Raw genomic sequence first — 15,080 nt, 5'->3', positions numbered from 1 at the left:
TGTCCGTCCGGACGGCATCAATCCAACTGGGCCGCACCGCGCGTCAGTTCACAGGCGGCGCCAGCGTGCCGACGCGAAGGAGAAACCGCCGAAGAGAACCAGACCGAGAGCCACCGCGACCAGCAGCCACGGGCCCGCCGGAGTGTGCGCGAAGGTGCGCAGCGTGGCATCCATGCCCTTGGCCTGATGGGGGTCGAAGCGGATGGCCGCCACCAGCACGAACACTCCCACCCCGGCGAACACCGCACCGCGCGCCGCACCGCCGCCCACGCCGAGACCGGTGACGACCTGGCGCACCCGGCGACCCATCCGCTCCGTCTCCAGCTTGCGCAGGAACCGCCGCATCACCGCCCGTACCGCGATCACCACCCCGACACCGATCAGGACACAGCCGGCCAGACCCACCAGCACCTGACCGCCCGGGAGCTTCAGCGCCGAGGCGGTCCAGTCCCGCGACTTCGCGTCGCTGCCGGAGGAGCCACCGGTCCCGGCGGCGAAGGACGCCGTACCCCAGCAGACGAAGCCGTAGAACACGGCCCGGCCCCCGTCGAGCAACCGTGAGCCGACCTTGCGCTGGGGCCCGTTGTCCAGCACCGCCCCGGCGGCCCGCCAGATCGTCATACAGCCGAAGCCGACGACCAGCAGCCACAGCATCACCCTCCCGAAGGGCTGCGCCGCGACCTGCTGCAACGCCCCCTGCCGGTCCGCCTCCCGGCCACCGTCGCCGAACGCGATCTGCAGCGCGAGGACGCCGACGAGGACGTACACGACACCACGTGCGACGAATCCGACACGTCCGGTGACGGCCAGCGCCTTCTTTCCCTCGGCCTCTCCCGGCGTACGGCTCCGGTCGGTGGAACTCGCGTTCCCCAGGCCCCACTTGTGCGTATGCGACGACGTCATGATGCCTTTCCTCACAACACTGGACGGGCCGAAGGCCGGACGCACGGTTCGCGTCCCGTACTGCCGCGTGCCCCGAGCGGGCCTTTCGATGTGCGGCGGCGGCCCGGAGGCGGAATCGGAGGGCGGTCCCGCCGCGAAACGCCGAACCATCCGATTGCCGTAGCGACAAATCGATTCACCGGGTGAATGCGGAGGCGTTCGACCGACCACGCGGGTCGACGCGGAGATCCTGGGGCGCGTGTCCAAATGATCGGCAGGCACCGGCCCTTCGGGCTGTGCCTCCCCTGGCCAAGGAGTTTCCCTTTGCGTGTTCGTCGCCTGGTGACCAGCGCCCTCGGTTCCGCCGCACTCGTGCTCACCTCGCTCGGTGCGGTGGCCGCCGCGAGTCCCCTGACCGCCACCGAACCGTGCGGCTTCTACGAGACCGGCTCCGACGCCTTCTACCGGCACTGCACCTCCGACGGCTCGCAGGTCGTCATCAAGGTGGAGGTCGCCCGGGCGCCGGACTACGAGACGTGTGTCGGCCCCGGCAGGACCTGGCTCGGGTCCGCTCGCAAGATCCAGGGCGCCCACTACACCGGGCGCACCTGCTGACACTCGGTCCGAACCGCGCATACGACGGCGGCGGTACCGGTCGGCACTCTCGCGTGCCGACCGGTACCGCCGCCTCGGTGCGTCACAGTGCCGCGGTCGTCCCCTCGCCGGAGGCGCTGCCCGCGAGCCACTGGCTCCAGTCGAGGTTGAAGTCGGCGTAGCCGTTGTCCGCCGGGGCCTTGCCGCGGGGCGATCCGGTGATGGTGATGGGGTCGCCCTGCTTGACCTGGCCGTAGAACCACTTGGCGTCCGACAGCGAGAGGTGGACGCAGCCGTGCGAGCCGCGGGCGCTGCCGCTGCCCGGGTTCGGGTCGCCGGTCGAGTAGTGCACGTAGGTGCCGGACTGGGTGAGGTGGATGTCCCAGGGCAGCGTCAGGTCGTAATAGTTGGGGCTGCCCTTGTCACAGCTGATGCCGACGCTGCAGGAAGTCATGTGGACCTTCTCCTGCTTGTCGATGACGGCCATCGTGCCGTCCCACGTCGGATACTCGGCGCTGCCCGCGTTGATCGACAGGGTGCGTACGGCCGCGCCGTTCTTGGTCACCTTCATGGTGTGGCCGGTCACCGAGACGTCGGCGCGCACATCGTCGCCGATCTTGAAGGTGTGGGTGTAGTTGTGCACGCCGTAGCGTCCGTTGCCGTTGCCGACGCCCGTCATGTCGGCGTCGATCTTCACCGTCGTGCCGGAGGGCCAGTACGTCTTCGGGCGCCAGTCGGCGCGCCGGTCGCCCATCCAGTGCCAGGCGCCAGCCACCGAGGTCGAGGCGCTCACCTTCATGTGCTTCTCGACGGTGGCCCGTGCCTTGGCCGCCACCGGGTTGGTGAAGATCACCGAGATCGGCATGGCCACGCCGACCGTGGTGCCCGTCTGCGGGGTGATCGTGTCCAGCAGCATCGGCGGCCCGGCGGGCTTCGTCGGCGACGGCGAGGCGCTCGCGCTCGACTTCGCCGAAGCCTTCGCGTCGTCGCCGCTCGCCTTGTCGCTGCCGCCCCCGCCGCAGGCACTCGCGCCCACCAGCATCACACCCGTGACGAGTGCGATCCCTATGCTGCCCTTGCGCCGTCCCACGACGTGCCCCACTCTCTCTCGTTCTTCGGCCCTGACGGACCCGGCTTCATGTCAGACAACAACGGACCGGGTGTCAGTTGCGTCCGCCATGTAAAACGTGTCTCAAGATTCGTCCCTGGCTGCGGTACCCCGGGCGGTCCACAGCAGTCGGGGTGCGCCGGGCGCGGTTTCGGAACCGGGCCGCCGATACCGTCACGAAGACCTCAACCCCGTTGCGCGAAACGGCATTTCGTGGCCCTGACCAGCGGCGGTTACGTTCGCGCTCATGGAGTGGAATTTTCGGACAGCCGAAGAACTGGCGGCCGCCCTGCGTGCCGGTGACGTGACCTCCGCGGAACTGACCGACGAGGCGATTACTCGTATCGAGCGGGAAGACAAGGACATCAACGCGATCTGTGTGCCGGACTTCGACCGCGCACGGGCCGCCGCACACGCCGCCGACCGGGCGCGCGCCCGCGGCGAGGACCGGCCGCTGCTCGGGATTCCGGTGACGGTCAAGGAGTCGTACGACATCGCCGGGCTGCCCACGACCTGGGGCATGCCGCAGCACCGGGACTTCGTGCCGGCCGAGGACGCGGTACAGGTGTCGCGGCTCAGGGCCGCGGGCGCGGTGGTGCTGGGCAAGACCAATGTGCCCCTGGGGCTGCAGGACATCCAGAGCTTCAACGAGATCTACGGCACCACCAACAACCCGTGGGATCACGACCGCACGTCGGGTGGATCCTCCGGCGGATCGGCGGCGGCCCTGGCGTCCGGATTCGGTGCGCTGTCCATCGGCTCCGACCTCGCCGGTTCGCTGCGCACCCCCGCGCACTTCTGCGGTGTCTACGCGCACAAGCCGACACTCGGGCTGGCGGCGAGCCGCGGCATGGTGCCGCCGCTCGCGCCGGTCTTGCCGACCGACCTCGAACTCGCCGTCGTCGGTCCGATGGCACGCACCGCCCGCGACCTCACGCTCCTGCTCGACGTCATGGCCGGTCCTGACCCGCTGACGCACGGTGTGGCCTACGACCTGACGCTGCCGCCCGCGCGCCATGAGCGGCTCGGCGACTTCCGGGTCCTGGTCCTCGACGACCATCCGGTCATTCCGACCGGGTCCGCCGTACGGGCGGGCGTGAACCGGGTGGCCGACGCGCTGGCCGAGGGCGGGGCCCGCGTCGAACGGCACAGTCCGCTGCTGCCCGACCTGACCGAGGCCGCGCTGCTCTACGCGCGGTTGCTGTTCTCGGGTACGGCCGCGCGCTTTCCCGTCGAGTCGTACGAAGAGGTACGGGCCCGCGCCGCCGGACTGGACGCGGACGACCGGAGTCTCGACGCGGAGCTGCTGCGCGCCGTGGTGCTCAGTCACCGCGACTGGATCGAGGCGAACAACTCTCGCGAGGTCCACCGCCACGGCTGGCGGCAGCTCTTCGCCGAGTTCGACGTCGTGGTGTGCCCCATCACGCCCACCCCCGCGTTCCCGCACGACCACAATCCCGATCCGCGACAACGCCGGCTCGTCATCGACGGCGTCCGGTACCCGTACTTCGACCAGCTCGTCTGGGCCGGCGTCGCCACCATGCCCGGCTTCCCCGCCACCGCCGTACCGGCGGGCCGCTCCCCCGAGGGCCTGCCGGTGGGCGTACAGCTCATCGGCCCGATGTTCGAGGACCGCACTCCGCTGCGGTTGGCGGAACTGCTGGAGCAGAGGATGGGCGGCTTCCAGCGACCGAATTAGTACGACCGGCAGCCCGGGGCTCGGCTCTCACGACGTCGTGAGAGCCGGGTCGACCGGCGTGGTCTCTGCAGTGGTGTGCGGTGTCCTGAGCAGTTCGTGGGCCAGGGCGGCCACGACGAAGGAGGCCGCGTAGCTCACCCAGTCGATGCCGTGGTGCTCGGTGAGCGACCTTCTCTTCTTCATCTGGCGTCCCTGGGAGTGCGTGATGGATGACTCGGCCCACACGGCATCGCTCGACGGCGTTTCGGCTGGGCGTCGCGTCGGCGGATGACCGCGACCGACCGCGACGGCTCGTTCGTGTGGGCGATGGCTCACCGTCACACCCTCGGAAGTCACCTGTCAATAGGGTGAGCAAGAAGGACGGTGAGGCGACCTGGCACTCGATGTATGCAGGTGAAGTCGCGGGATTCCGCATTTTCACTACACGGGAACACCGCATTGACAGGTGACGCACGATTGAGCCACTCTCGATTCGTCACCACATAAGTCGGTGACGCTACGGTCGTCCCATGGAGGCCGTGCCGGACAAGGTCCGTCTCGCCTCACTGCCGATGAGGAACCCACCTTGCAAGATCAGAACGAGTACCTGTACTTCTTGCGCCGCGCCTTCGACGGGATGCTCGACGTCCTGGAGGACCTGGGCGACGAACTGGGCAACACCCGCCCGCCGTTGACCGGGGCCAACTCCGTGTACGCGATCACGTACCACTGCGCGGCGGTCGCCGACTACTGGACCGGGCACATCATCGCGGGACGTGAGGTCGACCGTGACCGTGCTTCGGAGTTCACCGCCACGGGCCACGGACGGCAGCTGCGCAAGGAGGTCGACGCACTGTTCGAGCGGTTGGAGGCCGACCTCGACTCCGTGACGCCGACGGCACCGCCGCTCAACACACCACCCGCCGACTTCGAAGGTCCCGACCGCGAACTGAGCGTGCGGGGCGTCCAGTTGCACGTGCTGGAGGAGCTCGCCCAACACCACGGCCAGATACAGATCACCCACGATCTGCTCCAGCAGGGAGCCTCCTCATGACCACCACCGTGACCCGGCCGATGCCCGGCTTCGACGACCTGGACCGCGACTGGCTACGGGCTCGTCGCAGCGTGAAATGGCATCGCCCGGGACCGCAAGTACTGCCGGCCTGGGTGGCGGACATGGACTTCCCCGTCCCCGCCGCCGTCACCGCCGCGCTGCGCGACGCCGTCGACCGCCGCGATCTAGGCTATCCGGACTGGCCGGACGGCAGCCCGCTGCGTACCGCCTTCGCGCGGCGGATGGCCGACCGCTACGGATGGGCGGCACCCGCCGACCGGGTACGCGAGCAGACCGACCTTATCCAGTGCCTCCAACTCGTCCTGCACCTGGCGACGGGTCCGGGGGACGCGGTCGCCGTGCAGACCCCCAACTACCCACCGTTCCTCGCCACGTTGGCGACGATGGGACGCCGGACGGTGCCCATCCCCATGCGTGACACCGACGCGGGTTGGCACATGGACCTCGCCGCGCTGGATGCCGCGGTGGCACGGGAGCACTGCAAGGTGCTCGTACTGGTGAACCCGCACAACCCGACGGGCCGCGTCCTGACCCGTGGGGAACTGGAGGAGATCGCCGCCATCGCGCGTCGGAACGACCTGCTGGTCATCAGCGACGAGATCCACGCCGAGCTGGCCCACGCCCCGCACCGGCACATTCCCTTCGCCGGCCTCTCCCCCGACGCCGCGAGCCGGACCGTCACACTGACGTCCGCCACCAAGGCGTTCAACCTCGCCGCCATCCGCTGCGCGATCACCCACTACGGCCCGGACCGGCTGCTCGCCCTCCGTGACGCACAACCGCCGGATCTGTACGGCACGGTGTCGCCGCTCGGAGTCGTCGCCACCCTGGCCGCATGGAACGACGGCGACGCCTGGCAACGCGAACTGCTGACCGTCCTGGACCGCAACCGCCGACGGGTCCATGAGGTGCTGCAGGCACAACTCCCCCAGGTACGCCATCACTTGCCCGAGGCCACCTACCTGGCCTGGATCGACACCCGGCCACTGGGGCTCGGCGAACCGCCGGTGGAACGGGTGTTGAGGGCCGGCGACGTCCTGCTGGACGGCGGCAGCCCGTTCGGCCCGGACGCGGACGGGTTCCTGCGCCTGAACTTCGCCACCTCCCAGGCCGTGCTGGAGGACATCCTCAACGGCCTCACCAAGGCACTCGGCCGGACACCCACCCGACCGGTGGCTTGACACCCAAAAGTGTGAGTGGTTGAGTACTCACATGAAAAGCGAACGTCCCCGCCAGTTGTCCACCGCCGAGGAGCGCCGCGAGACGGTGCTGCGTACCGCGATCGGCGCTTTCGCCGCCCGGGGCTACTGGGGCACCACGACGACCGAGGTGGCGAAGGCGGCGGGGATCTCGCAGGCGTACGTGTACCGCTTGTTCCCGAACAAGGAGTTGCTGTTCACGGCGGTGGTCGAGCACTGTTTCGTCCAGGTGAGGGCCAGCCTGGAGGAGGGCGCGGCCGGCGCCGAGGGCAGTTCCGCGGAGGTGGTCCTGTCGGCGATGGGCGCGGCGTACGCCAAGCTGATCAGCGACAACGATCTGATGCTGATCCAACTGCACGCGCAGGCGGCGGCGGTGTCCGAGCCGGCGGTGCGGGAAGCGGTCCGGCAGGGGTATGCCCGGCTGGTGGAGTATGTGCGCGGCGCTTCGGGCGGGTCGGAGGCGCAGGTGCAGGAGTTTTTCTCGCGGGGCATGCTGTGCCATCTCATCGTCTCCATGGGCGCGTTCGACGTGGACGCCCCGTGGACCCGGACGCTGTCGGCCGACATCCGGCACTACTGACACCCGGCGCGACCGCGCGACGAGTCTCACAGGTGGGGCGCACAGCCCCGCCTTTCTTTAGGCATCACTAGTGAGTGGTTGACCACACATGGAGTGCGCAGTGAAATCCACCGACACTGACACCGGTACCGGCCGCGGCCCCGGAGCCGCGCTCGCGGCCCTGGCCGCCGCGCAGTTCACCGTCATGCTGGCCACCTCGATCGTGAACGTGGCCCTCCCCCAGATCCGCGCCGGCGTCGGGCTGTCCGACAGCGGCATCACCTGGGTGGTCAACGCCTACGGTCTCGCCTTCGGGGCGCTGCTGCTGGCGGGCGGCCGGGCGGCGGACCTGCTCGGCCGCCGCCGGATCCTGCTGGCCGGACTCGCGCTGTTCGGGGTCTCCTCACTCGCCGCGGGGCTTGCCACGTCGTCCACCGTGCTGATCGCGGCCCGCGCGGTCCAGGGAGTCGGCGCGGCGGCGATCGCCCCGGCCGCGCTGGCCCTGGTGATGGGACTCTTCCCGCCCGGCCCGGGCCGGGGCCGGGCCCTCGGGGTGTGGGGGGCGGTCTCCGGCGCGGGAGGCGCGGCGGGAGTCCTCCTCGGCGGTGTCCTGACCCAGGCGTGGGGCTGGCAGTGGATCTTCTACGCCGTCGCCCTCGGCACGTCCGGGGTGCTGGCCGCCGTCGCGGTGTGCGTGCCGCGCACGCCGGTCACCGGCAGCGGGCGGTTCGACGTGCTCGGCACCACCACCGTGACCCTGGCGCTGACCGCGCTGGTGTGGGGTCTGACGTCGGCCCGCCGCTCGGGCTGGACGGACACCACGGTCCTCGGGGCCTTCGCCGCCACCGCCGTACTGCTGACCGCGTTCGTCCTGGTCGAGCGGCGCCACCCGAACCCGCTGCTGCCGCCCCGCCTGTTCCGCACCGGACGGGTCAGCGCCGGCAACGTGCTGATGGCACTGCTGGGTTCGGTGTGGATCGCCCTGTTCTACTTCCTGCCCCTCTACCAGCAACAGGTCCTCGGCCTCAGCCCGTTGGTCACCGGCCTTGGCCAACTCCCCCTCGCCTTCGCCAACATGCTCGGCTCCACTCTGGCACCGCGGATCTCCCGCCGGATCGGCTCCACCGCGACCGTCACCGGCGCACTGCTGGCGGAGGCCGCCGGACTGCTGTGGCTGTCCCGAATCAGCGCCCAGGGAAGCTACTTCGCCGATGTCCTCGGCCCGACCGTCCTGATCGGCCTGGGTCTGAGCATCGCCTTCGTCCAACTGACAGCACTGTCCGTCGAGGGCGTCCCGCAGCAGGACGCCGGGCTGGCCGGTGGCCTCGTCAACACCACCCGGCAGGTCGGCGGTGCGATCGGACTCGCCGTCCTGGCCACCCTCGCGGGCACCGCCACCGCCCATGCGGCCGCCGACCAGCCGCACCTGGAAGCCCTCACCGCCGGCTACCGCACCGCGTTCGCCATCTCCGCCGCCGTCCTGGTGGCCGCCGCGGTCCTCGCCCTGCTGCTCACCCGCCACCGCACAGCCCGGCCGACCGGTACCGAGCCCCGGCCCACCGTCGCACAGCCCTCGGCGTGAGACACCCGCTCACGACCACCTGAGCCTGAGCCGCCCGCACAGACAGCACTGCGGCCGCACCGACCGCACATCAACCGAGAGGAAGACCGACCGTGTTCACCATCGACGAGTCCGCCCCCGTCATCGTCCGACTGTCCACCGTGATCGACGCCCCACTGGAGCGGGTCTGGGCCCTGCACACCGACATCGACGCCTGGGCCGACTGGAACGCGGACGTCGACGAGGCCAAGCTCGACGGCCCGTTGCTGCCCGGCACCTCCTTCCGCTGGAAGACCCACGGCCTGGACATCACCTCCACCGTCCGCGAGATCGTCCCCGGTGAGCGTCTGGTCTGGGGCGGGCCCGCGAACGGCATCGAGGGCGTCCATGTGTGGACCTTCGAGCCGACCGGCGACCAAGTCACCGTCCACACCGAGGAGTCCTGGAGCGGCGCCCCCGTCGAGGCCGCCACCGACGAACTCGGCCAGGCCCTGAACGCCTCCCTGACCAACTGGCTCGCCGCCCTCAAGTCCCGGGCCGAACAGTCCGCTTGACCAGCACGGCCGCCAACTCCCCTTCCAAGACACGAGGTTCCGTCATGACGAGCACGACCCCCACCACGCCCACCATTCCCGCCGACAAGCCCTTCCTGATCGGCCACTACACCCCCGCCGTGGACGAGATCACCGCCACCGACCTGACCGTCGAGGGCAACCTGCCCCCGGAGCTGACCGGCCGTCTGCTCCGAAACGGCCACAACCCCAAGCCCGGGGTCACCCCGACCCACTGGTTCAAGGGCAGCGGCATGGTCCACGGCATCAGGCTGCGCGAGGGCCGCGCCGAGTGGTACCGCAATCGCTGGGTCCACACCCCCGCCCTGGAGGGAGCGCCGTACATCACCGACAAGGGCGTCGACCTCACCGCCAGCACCGCCGGCACCCACGTCATCGAACACGCCGGCCGTCTCCTCGCCCTGTGCGAGGCCAACTTCCCCTTCGAGCTCACCCCCGAACTCGACACGGTCGGCGCCTACGACTTCGACGGCAAGCTGCGCAGCGCGATGACCGCGCACCCGAAGTCCGACCCGGTCACCGGGGAGTTGCACTTCTTCGGCTCGTCCCCGTTCCCGCCGTACCTGATGTACTACGTGGCCGACGCCAAGGGCCACATCACCCACACCGCCGAGATCCCGGGGGCGACCGCCTCCCTCAAGCACGACTTCGCCCTCACCCGCAACCACGTGGTCTTCGTCGAGGGCACGGTCACCTTCGACCCGAACGAGCACTCCGGCATCCCCTACGGCTGGAACGACGCCCAGCCCGCCCGGATCGGCGTCATGCCCCGAGGTCCCCAAGGCGCCGACAAGATCCGCTGGTTCCCCATCGAGCCCGGCAACATGCTGCACGCCGGCAACGCCTACGAGGACGCCCAGGGCCGTATCGTCCTGGAGGGTCCGACCGTCGACCGCGACGGCTTCCAGCTCTCCTGGAACTGGTGGGTCGGCGCCCCCGGCCGCGGCAGCGAGCCCAACACCCGCTCGTACAACAGCCGTTGGGTGATCGACCTGACCGCGGGCCGCGTCGACGAGCAGATCATCGACGACCTCGCCGTCGAATTCCCCACCCTCAACGAGGAGTTCCTCGGCACCGAGAACCGGTACCAGTACGCGGTCTCCTTCCCCGACCAGGAGGGCTACGGCGGCTACGGCATCGTCAAGTACGACCGCAGCACCGGCACCCGCCACATCCACGAGGCCGGCGACGCCCGCCTGCCCAGCGAGGCCGTGTTCGTGCCGGCCGCCGGCGCCACCCGCGAGGACGACGGCTACCTGCTCACCGTCGTCTCCGACCTCAAGCAGAACGCCTCCCAGCTTCTGGTCCTGGACGCCTCCGGCCTCGACCGCGTCGCCACCGTCCACCTCCCGCGTCGCGTCACCGGCGGTATCCACGGCTCCTGGATCCCCGACGCCGACGGGTCCGACAGCTGAAACGCCGTCGCCGGGCCGGGGGCTTCGCACTCCCGGCCCGGACCACCCACCAAGTCACCGACCCGGGTTCCTGAACCGGCGACCAACCCGACTGGATCGGCGTGCTGCGCCTGCGCCGCTCCAAGACCCTCGTCCACGCCCGCAAAGGCATCGTCGTCCTCGAACTGTCGGCCGCCGTCGGTGTCTGGGGCCGCCTCACCGTGCTGGCGAGCGGGCTGTGGCTGGCCTTCGACGCCGGGCACTGGCCGGGCTGGACCATCGCCGGCCTGGTCGGTTGGACCACGCTCGTCGCCCTCTGCGAACCGCTGACCGGCAAGGACCTCCGCAAGATGGCCAAGGCGGCCCGCAAGGCCAGTGCCGACCTCACGCCCGAGCTGGCCGCCAGGATCCACCGCCCCCGCCTCTGGTCCTCCGTGCTCACCCGCACCGGCGTGGCCGCCGCCGTCCTCACCGACATGGTCGTCAAACCCGGCCTGATCCACGCGCTGGCCCTCCTCCTCGCGGGATACGCGGTCGGCGCGCTCGCCGCGCACCTGACCGCCGTACAACACCAAGCACTGCCCACCACACCGGACAGTCCTCCCGTCCCGTGACGATCACCGGCCACCCCGCCCGGAGACCCCGCTCCGGGGTGGGGACCGCGCGGCCCGAATCCCCCTTCGGGAAACGCGCCGAGCCCCGCCCGCGCTCCCTGCGGGCGGGGCTCCTCCCCCCAGCGACCACCTGAACAGCACGGAGAGAGCAGGCAGCCATGACCACCGCGCGGACCATCCGGCAGCGCGTCCACGACGACTTCGTACGCGAGATCCGCGACACCGCGCGCCGCCGGCTCGCCCAGCACGGACTCCAGGCACTCTCCCTGCGCGCCGTGGCCCGGGAGATCGGCGTCACCTCGTCGGCTCTCTACCGCTACTTCCCCGGCCGCGAAGCCCTCCTGAACGCCCTGGTCGACGACGCCCACCACGACGCGGCGGACGTCGTCGAGCAGCGGATCGCCGACTGTGGCCCCGCCACCGCGGCCGTCCGATGGCGCACGGCCTGCCACGCGCTACGGGCCTGGGCGCACGCCCACCCCCATGAGTTCGCGCTACTCCACGCCCCCGCGCCGAGGCCCGACACACCCGCCCCCGGCTCGTCACGGATCCCACTGCTCCTGGCCGACATCCTCGTAGGGCAGGGTGACGGGGACGGTGTACCGCGCATGCTCACCGGATGGGCCCAACTCGTCGGCGCCATCACCCTCGAAACCAGCGGGCTTCTGCGCGACTACGACGACACCTGCTTCAGCCACTCCGTCGACCTCATGGCGGCGCTGCTGTTGCCCGGACCGGATGCGCGGTGAGCGGTAGAGGGGAAGGGGGCGGCTCTCACGCTCCGGGTTCGGCCACGGCCTGCTGTTTCTTGCGCTTCCGATAGCTGGCGGCCTTGTTCCTGTTCCCGCACTCCGCCATCCCGCACCACCGCCTCGCTCCTGAGCGGGACAGGTCCACGAAGAGCCGCGTGCAATCGGCGTTCGCGCACTCGCTCATCCGCGGGAACTGGTCCGAACTCAGCAAGTCGACCGCGTCACGGGCAATCGCCCCGAGGACCTCGTCAGTACCGCCGGTCCGGGTCAGCCGGCCCGTCTCGTCGAGCTGATGCCTGGGCAGCGGAAGCCGGGCCGCCTCGTTCACCTCGGCAAGTGCCTCCCGGGCGCCGGCATCCGGAGCGTCGGCCGGCGGCCAGGCGCCGACGAGGGTGTAGACGGCCTCACGCAACCGGCGGACCCGCTCCAGCCCTCGGGCGTCCTGCGGACCGGGGTCGTCCACGAGGTCTGCCTCGCGGACCCAGAGCCGCAGGTCCTCCGGAGAGTCGAGCAGTTCGGTGCGGAGGGTGCGCCGCCACAACTGGGTGCCCGCAAGGTCGAGGCACAGACGACCACTCACAAAGACGAACTCAGCCACGTACCCATATTGACAGGTGACGCTTCCCGCGTCGATATCGGACTTCGGGCGAGGTCAACGCACACAGAGCACCTGAACCGCCTTGACTCCACCTCGAAAGACCCGCTCCCCGTCGCCCCCTTGACCGGTGTCGAAGTCGGCAGAGGAGGGCGGGACGGCCTCGCGCCCGACGCCCGCGCGACTCAGGTCAACGGCAACCGCATGATCGTAAGGTCGAGCCAACGGCCGAACTTGGTGCCCGCCTCCGGCACCGTGCCGACATGGTGGAACCCGAACCGTTCGTGCAGCCGGATGGATCCGGTGTTGCCCGCTTCGATGTCGGCGATCACGGCATGGTGGCCCGCGCCTCGCGCCGAGTCGATGAGGGCGGCCAACAGCGCGGAGCCGATGCCGAGACCGTGCCGGCCCTCGCGGACGTACACGGAGTCCTCCACCGTGTGCCGGAAGCCGTCCAGATCCCGCCATGGCGCATAGACCGCGAACCCGGCCACCTCCGCACCTTCCACCTCGACCACAAACGCCGAACCGCGCTCCACGTGGGCGCGAAGCCAAGCGACTCCCTCCCGCTGGGACTGCGGAGTCCGCGTCCAGAGGGCCGTCGAGTGTTCTATCGCGTGGTTGCGGATGGCGCGCACAGCCTCCGCGTCTCCGGGGTGCGCCGGGCGTACCGTCACCGCCCCGCCTCTCTCGTATAGTGGATTCATGTCCAACATAGTAGATCCCGTGGTGCGGCAGATCGCCGACCGTGTCCGCGCCGAGCGGGAACGCCGTCGGTGGACGCTGGCCCAGCTCGCGGACGCCTCCGGTGTCTCCCCGGCCATGATCAGCAGGATCGAGCGTGGCGAGAGCAGCCCCACCGCCGTCGTCCTGGGCAAACTGTCCGCCGCCTTCCAGCTCAGCGTCTCCTCCCTGCTCGCCCTCGCAGAAGGAGCGACCGACGGAACGGCCGAAGGAGCGCAGGACGACGCGGGCGCCTTCGCGGGCGTGCGCCGCCTGGCCGACGCGGTCGAGTGGCGCGACCCAGACACCGGCTACCGGCGCCGCCAGATCACCGGCGCCCGGTTCCCCGTGGAGATCGCCGAGATCCACTTGCCGGCTGGAGCCCAAGTGCCTTATCCGGCAGCGGCGTTCGCCTTCGTACGACAGGCCGTCTGGGTCCTCGACGGCCATCTGACCTTCCACGACGGCGACACGGTCCATGAACTCGACGCGGGCGACACCGTCGAACTCGGCGATCCCAGCCCACGCGTCTTCGCCAACACCACCGGCGCGGACTGCCGTTACGCCGTCATCCTCACCCGCGCCGCACAGCCGTGACCCGTCCCCTCCCCCGAGGCGGCACAGTGCTCCTGGCCGCCATAGCCGGAACCGCGATAGCGAACAACTACGCCGTCCAGCCCGCGCTCGCCGCCGTCGCGGCCGACCTGCACGCACCGCTCCCGCTGATCGACCTCGTGCCGACCGCCGCGCTCACCGGCTGCATGACCGGCTTCGCCCTGCTGCTCCCGCTCGCCGACCACCTCGCCCCGAACCGTCTGGTCACGGCCCAACTGACCGCTCTGGCCGCCGGTCTCGCCCTCGCCGCAGCCGCGCCCGACGCGGGCGTGCTTCTGGCCGCCTACCTGGTCATAGGTGCCGCCGCCAGTGTCGCGGCCCAGGCCGGCAGCATCGCCGGCCGTCATGCCGCACCGGGGCGCGGCGGACGGGGAGTCGCCACCGTGGCCGCCGGTCTGTCGGCCGGTATCCTGCTCAGCCGGCTGGCGGGCGGCGCGCTCACCGAACTCCTCGGCTGGCGGCGGATGCTCCTCGTCTTCGCCGCCCTCGCCCTGCTCGGCGCGCTCGCCGCCGCCGCGTTCCTGCCCCGGCAGCGCCCGCACTCCGGCCGCGGCTACCGCGCCACCCTCGCCGCACTGCCCCCGCTGCTGCGCCACCACCCGCGCCTGCGCCGCGCGGTGGCCACCGGCGGGCTGTGGTACTTCGCCTTCAACCTCACCTGGGTAGCCCTCGTCCTCGCCCTGGCCCGACCGCCCCACTCCCTCGCCCCGGCCGCCATCGGCCTGTACAGCCTTGCCGGACTCCTCGGCTTCGCCGTACTCCCCCTCACCGGCCGTCTCACCGACCGGTACGGCTCCCGCGCCGTGATCACCGCCGCCATGCTGACCGCGGCGTCCGGCGCCGCCCTGCTCGGCGCCGGCCTGAACACCCCGCCGGTCACCGCCCTCGGACTCGCCCTCTTCGACGCCGGCTGCTTCGCCGCCCAGGCGGCGAACCAGAGCCGCGTCATCGCCCTCGACCCGCACCGCTCAGGCAGCCTCAGCAGCGTCTATCTCGTGTGCTACTTCGCGATCGGCGCCGTCGGCACGGCCCTCGCCGCACCGCTGCTCAACGCCCTCGGCTGGCAGGGCACCGCCCTGACCTCCCTGACCGCACTATTGATCGCCGCCGCCCTCGGCCGCACCGGCGGCCAGGAGACTCGCTGAGCGGCACGCCGGTC

17 protein-coding genes are annotated in these 15,080 nt (G+C 70.7%); 12 read left to right on the top strand and 5 right to left on the bottom strand.

The genetic code is table 11. From position 1 onward, the window contains the following. Positions 1-48: 48 nt before the first annotated feature. The gene (locus AB0M63_RS42420; protein ID WP_366023165.1) at positions 49-903 is read right to left on the bottom strand and encodes a DUF1206 domain-containing protein; all 855 of its coding nucleotides are present in this window, start codon (positions 901-903) and stop codon (positions 49-51) included. Positions 904-1,206: 303 nt separating this feature from the next. On the opposite strand from AB0M63_RS42420, the gene AB0M63_RS42415 reads away from it, so the two are divergent. After that, entirely contained in the window at positions 1,207-1,497 is a 291-nt protein-coding gene (locus AB0M63_RS42415) for a DUF6355 family natural product biosynthesis protein (protein WP_355902712.1), read from the top strand. A gap of 82 nt (positions 1,498-1,579) precedes the next feature. Here AB0M63_RS42415 and AB0M63_RS42410 read toward each other — a convergent pair whose 3' ends face one another. Further along, positions 1,580-2,518: a L,D-transpeptidase gene (locus tag AB0M63_RS42410; protein ID WP_366023189.1), complete on the bottom strand. Its 939-nt coding sequence runs from the start codon at positions 2,516-2,518 to the stop codon at positions 1,580-1,582. A 313-nt stretch (positions 2,519-2,831) separates the two neighbouring features. On the opposite strand from AB0M63_RS42410, the gene AB0M63_RS42405 reads away from it, so the two are divergent. Continuing rightward, a complete protein-coding gene (locus AB0M63_RS42405; protein WP_366023164.1) occupies positions 2,832-4,283 on the top strand; it encodes an amidase in 1,452 nt (483 codons plus the stop codon). 27 nt (positions 4,284-4,310) lie between these two features. On the opposite strand, the gene AB0M63_RS42400 is transcribed toward AB0M63_RS42405, so the two are convergent. Further along, on the bottom strand, positions 4,311-4,466 hold the full coding sequence (locus AB0M63_RS42400; protein ID WP_355902716.1) for a hypothetical protein: 156 nt from the start codon (positions 4,464-4,466) through the stop codon (positions 4,311-4,313). 382 nt (positions 4,467-4,848) lie between these two features. Between AB0M63_RS42400 and AB0M63_RS42395 the strand changes: the two genes are divergently transcribed. The 8 genes from AB0M63_RS42395 to AB0M63_RS42360 all read left to right on the top strand — a co-directional run bounded on the left by AB0M63_RS42395 (position 4,849) and on the right by AB0M63_RS42360 (position 11,985). Further along, positions 4,849-5,316: a DinB family protein gene (locus AB0M63_RS42395; RefSeq protein ID WP_366023163.1), complete on the top strand. Its 468-nt coding sequence runs from the start codon at positions 4,849-4,851 to the stop codon at positions 5,314-5,316. Next, positions 5,313-6,518, top strand: a complete 1,206-nt coding sequence (locus tag AB0M63_RS42390; RefSeq protein ID WP_366023162.1) for an aminotransferase class I/II-fold pyridoxal phosphate-dependent enzyme — start codon at positions 5,313-5,315, stop codon at positions 6,516-6,518. Before AB0M63_RS42395 ends, AB0M63_RS42390 begins: the two co-directional genes overlap by 4 nt. A 31-nt stretch (positions 6,519-6,549) precedes the next feature. After that, complete coding sequence (locus tag AB0M63_RS42385; protein ID WP_366023161.1) at positions 6,550-7,116, top strand: TetR/AcrR family transcriptional regulator; 567 nt, start codon at positions 6,550-6,552, stop codon at positions 7,114-7,116. 100 nt (positions 7,117-7,216) lie between these two features. Then, entirely contained in the window at positions 7,217-8,677 is a 1,461-nt protein-coding gene (locus tag AB0M63_RS42380) for a DHA2 family efflux MFS transporter permease subunit (RefSeq protein WP_355902724.1), read from the top strand. A gap of 92 nt (positions 8,678-8,769) precedes the next feature. After that, complete coding sequence (locus AB0M63_RS42375; protein WP_366023160.1) at positions 8,770-9,210, top strand: SRPBCC family protein; 441 nt, start codon at positions 8,770-8,772, stop codon at positions 9,208-9,210. 44 nt (positions 9,211-9,254) lie between these two features. Then, positions 9,255-10,643, top strand: a complete 1,389-nt coding sequence (locus tag AB0M63_RS42370) for a carotenoid oxygenase family protein (RefSeq protein WP_366023159.1) — start codon at positions 9,255-9,257, stop codon at positions 10,641-10,643. Between the two features lie 101 nt (positions 10,644-10,744). Beyond that, complete coding sequence (locus tag AB0M63_RS42365) at positions 10,745-11,236, top strand: hypothetical protein (RefSeq protein WP_366023158.1); 492 nt, start codon at positions 10,745-10,747, stop codon at positions 11,234-11,236. A gap of 158 nt (positions 11,237-11,394) precedes the next feature. Beyond that, a complete protein-coding gene (locus tag AB0M63_RS42360) occupies positions 11,395-11,985 on the top strand; it encodes a TetR/AcrR family transcriptional regulator (RefSeq protein ID WP_366023157.1) in 591 nt (196 codons plus the stop codon). 25 nt (positions 11,986-12,010) lie between these two features. Here the strand turns inward: AB0M63_RS42360 and AB0M63_RS42355 are convergent, their stop codons facing one another. Both AB0M63_RS42355 and AB0M63_RS42350 read right to left on the bottom strand, forming a co-directional pair. Then, the gene (locus AB0M63_RS42355) at positions 12,011-12,586 is read right to left on the bottom strand and encodes an ABATE domain-containing protein (protein ID WP_366023156.1); all 576 of its coding nucleotides are present in this window, start codon (positions 12,584-12,586) and stop codon (positions 12,011-12,013) included. Between the two features lie 182 nt (positions 12,587-12,768). Beyond that, positions 12,769-13,290 (bottom strand): N-acetyltransferase family protein, encoded by a 522-nt coding sequence (locus AB0M63_RS42350; RefSeq protein WP_366023155.1) that lies wholly within the window; start codon positions 13,288-13,290, stop codon positions 12,769-12,771. Here AB0M63_RS42350 and AB0M63_RS42345 point away from each other — a divergent pair. Both AB0M63_RS42345 and AB0M63_RS42340 read left to right on the top strand, forming a co-directional pair. Continuing rightward, a complete protein-coding gene (locus AB0M63_RS42345; protein WP_366023154.1) occupies positions 13,289-13,903 on the top strand; it encodes an XRE family transcriptional regulator in 615 nt (204 codons plus the stop codon). The two genes, AB0M63_RS42350 and AB0M63_RS42345, sit on opposite strands and share 2 nt — an antisense overlap. A gap of 26 nt (positions 13,904-13,929) precedes the next feature. Further along, complete coding sequence (locus AB0M63_RS42340; protein ID WP_366023153.1) at positions 13,930-15,066, top strand: MFS transporter; 1,137 nt, start codon at positions 13,930-13,932, stop codon at positions 15,064-15,066. Positions 15,067-15,080 lie beyond the last annotated feature (14 nt).

Source organism: Streptomyces sp. NPDC051576 (assembly GCF_040681835.1).
In the GTDB taxonomy this organism is placed as follows: Bacteria; Actinomycetota; Actinomycetes; order Streptomycetales; family Streptomycetaceae; genus Streptomyces.
Note: the sequence above shows the minus strand (reverse complement) of the source record. Positions and strands in the feature narration are given on the sequence as shown.

Excerpts from the sequence above, each read along its gene's own strand:
- AB0M63_RS42400 (WP_355902716.1), bottom strand. The coding sequence starts at position 4,466 with ATGAAGAAGAGAAGGTCGCTCACCGAGCACCACGGCATCGACTGGGTG.
- AB0M63_RS42385 (WP_366023161.1), top strand. The coding sequence starts at position 6,550 with ATGAAAAGCGAACGTCCCCGCCAGTTGTCCACCGCCGAGGAGCGCCGC.
- AB0M63_RS42390 (WP_366023162.1), top strand. The coding sequence starts at position 5,313 with ATGACCACCACCGTGACCCGGCCGATGCCCGGCTTCGACGACCTGGAC.
- AB0M63_RS42410 (WP_366023189.1), bottom strand. The coding sequence starts at position 2,518 with ATGCTGGTGGGCGCGAGTGCCTGCGGCGGGGGCGGCAGCGACAAGGCG.
- AB0M63_RS42405 (WP_366023164.1), top strand. The coding sequence starts at position 2,832 with ATGGAGTGGAATTTTCGGACAGCCGAAGAACTGGCGGCCGCCCTGCGT.
- AB0M63_RS42345 (WP_366023154.1), top strand. The coding sequence starts at position 13,289 with ATGTCCAACATAGTAGATCCCGTGGTGCGGCAGATCGCCGACCGTGTC.
- AB0M63_RS42350 (WP_366023155.1), bottom strand. The coding sequence starts at position 13,290 with ATGAATCCACTATACGAGAGAGGCGGGGCGGTGACGGTACGCCCGGCG.
- AB0M63_RS42420 (WP_366023165.1), bottom strand. The coding sequence starts at position 903 with ATGACGTCGTCGCATACGCACAAGTGGGGCCTGGGGAACGCGAGTTCC.
- AB0M63_RS42370 (WP_366023159.1), top strand. The coding sequence starts at position 9,255 with ATGACGAGCACGACCCCCACCACGCCCACCATTCCCGCCGACAAGCCC.
- AB0M63_RS42360 (WP_366023157.1), top strand. The coding sequence starts at position 11,395 with ATGACCACCGCGCGGACCATCCGGCAGCGCGTCCACGACGACTTCGTA.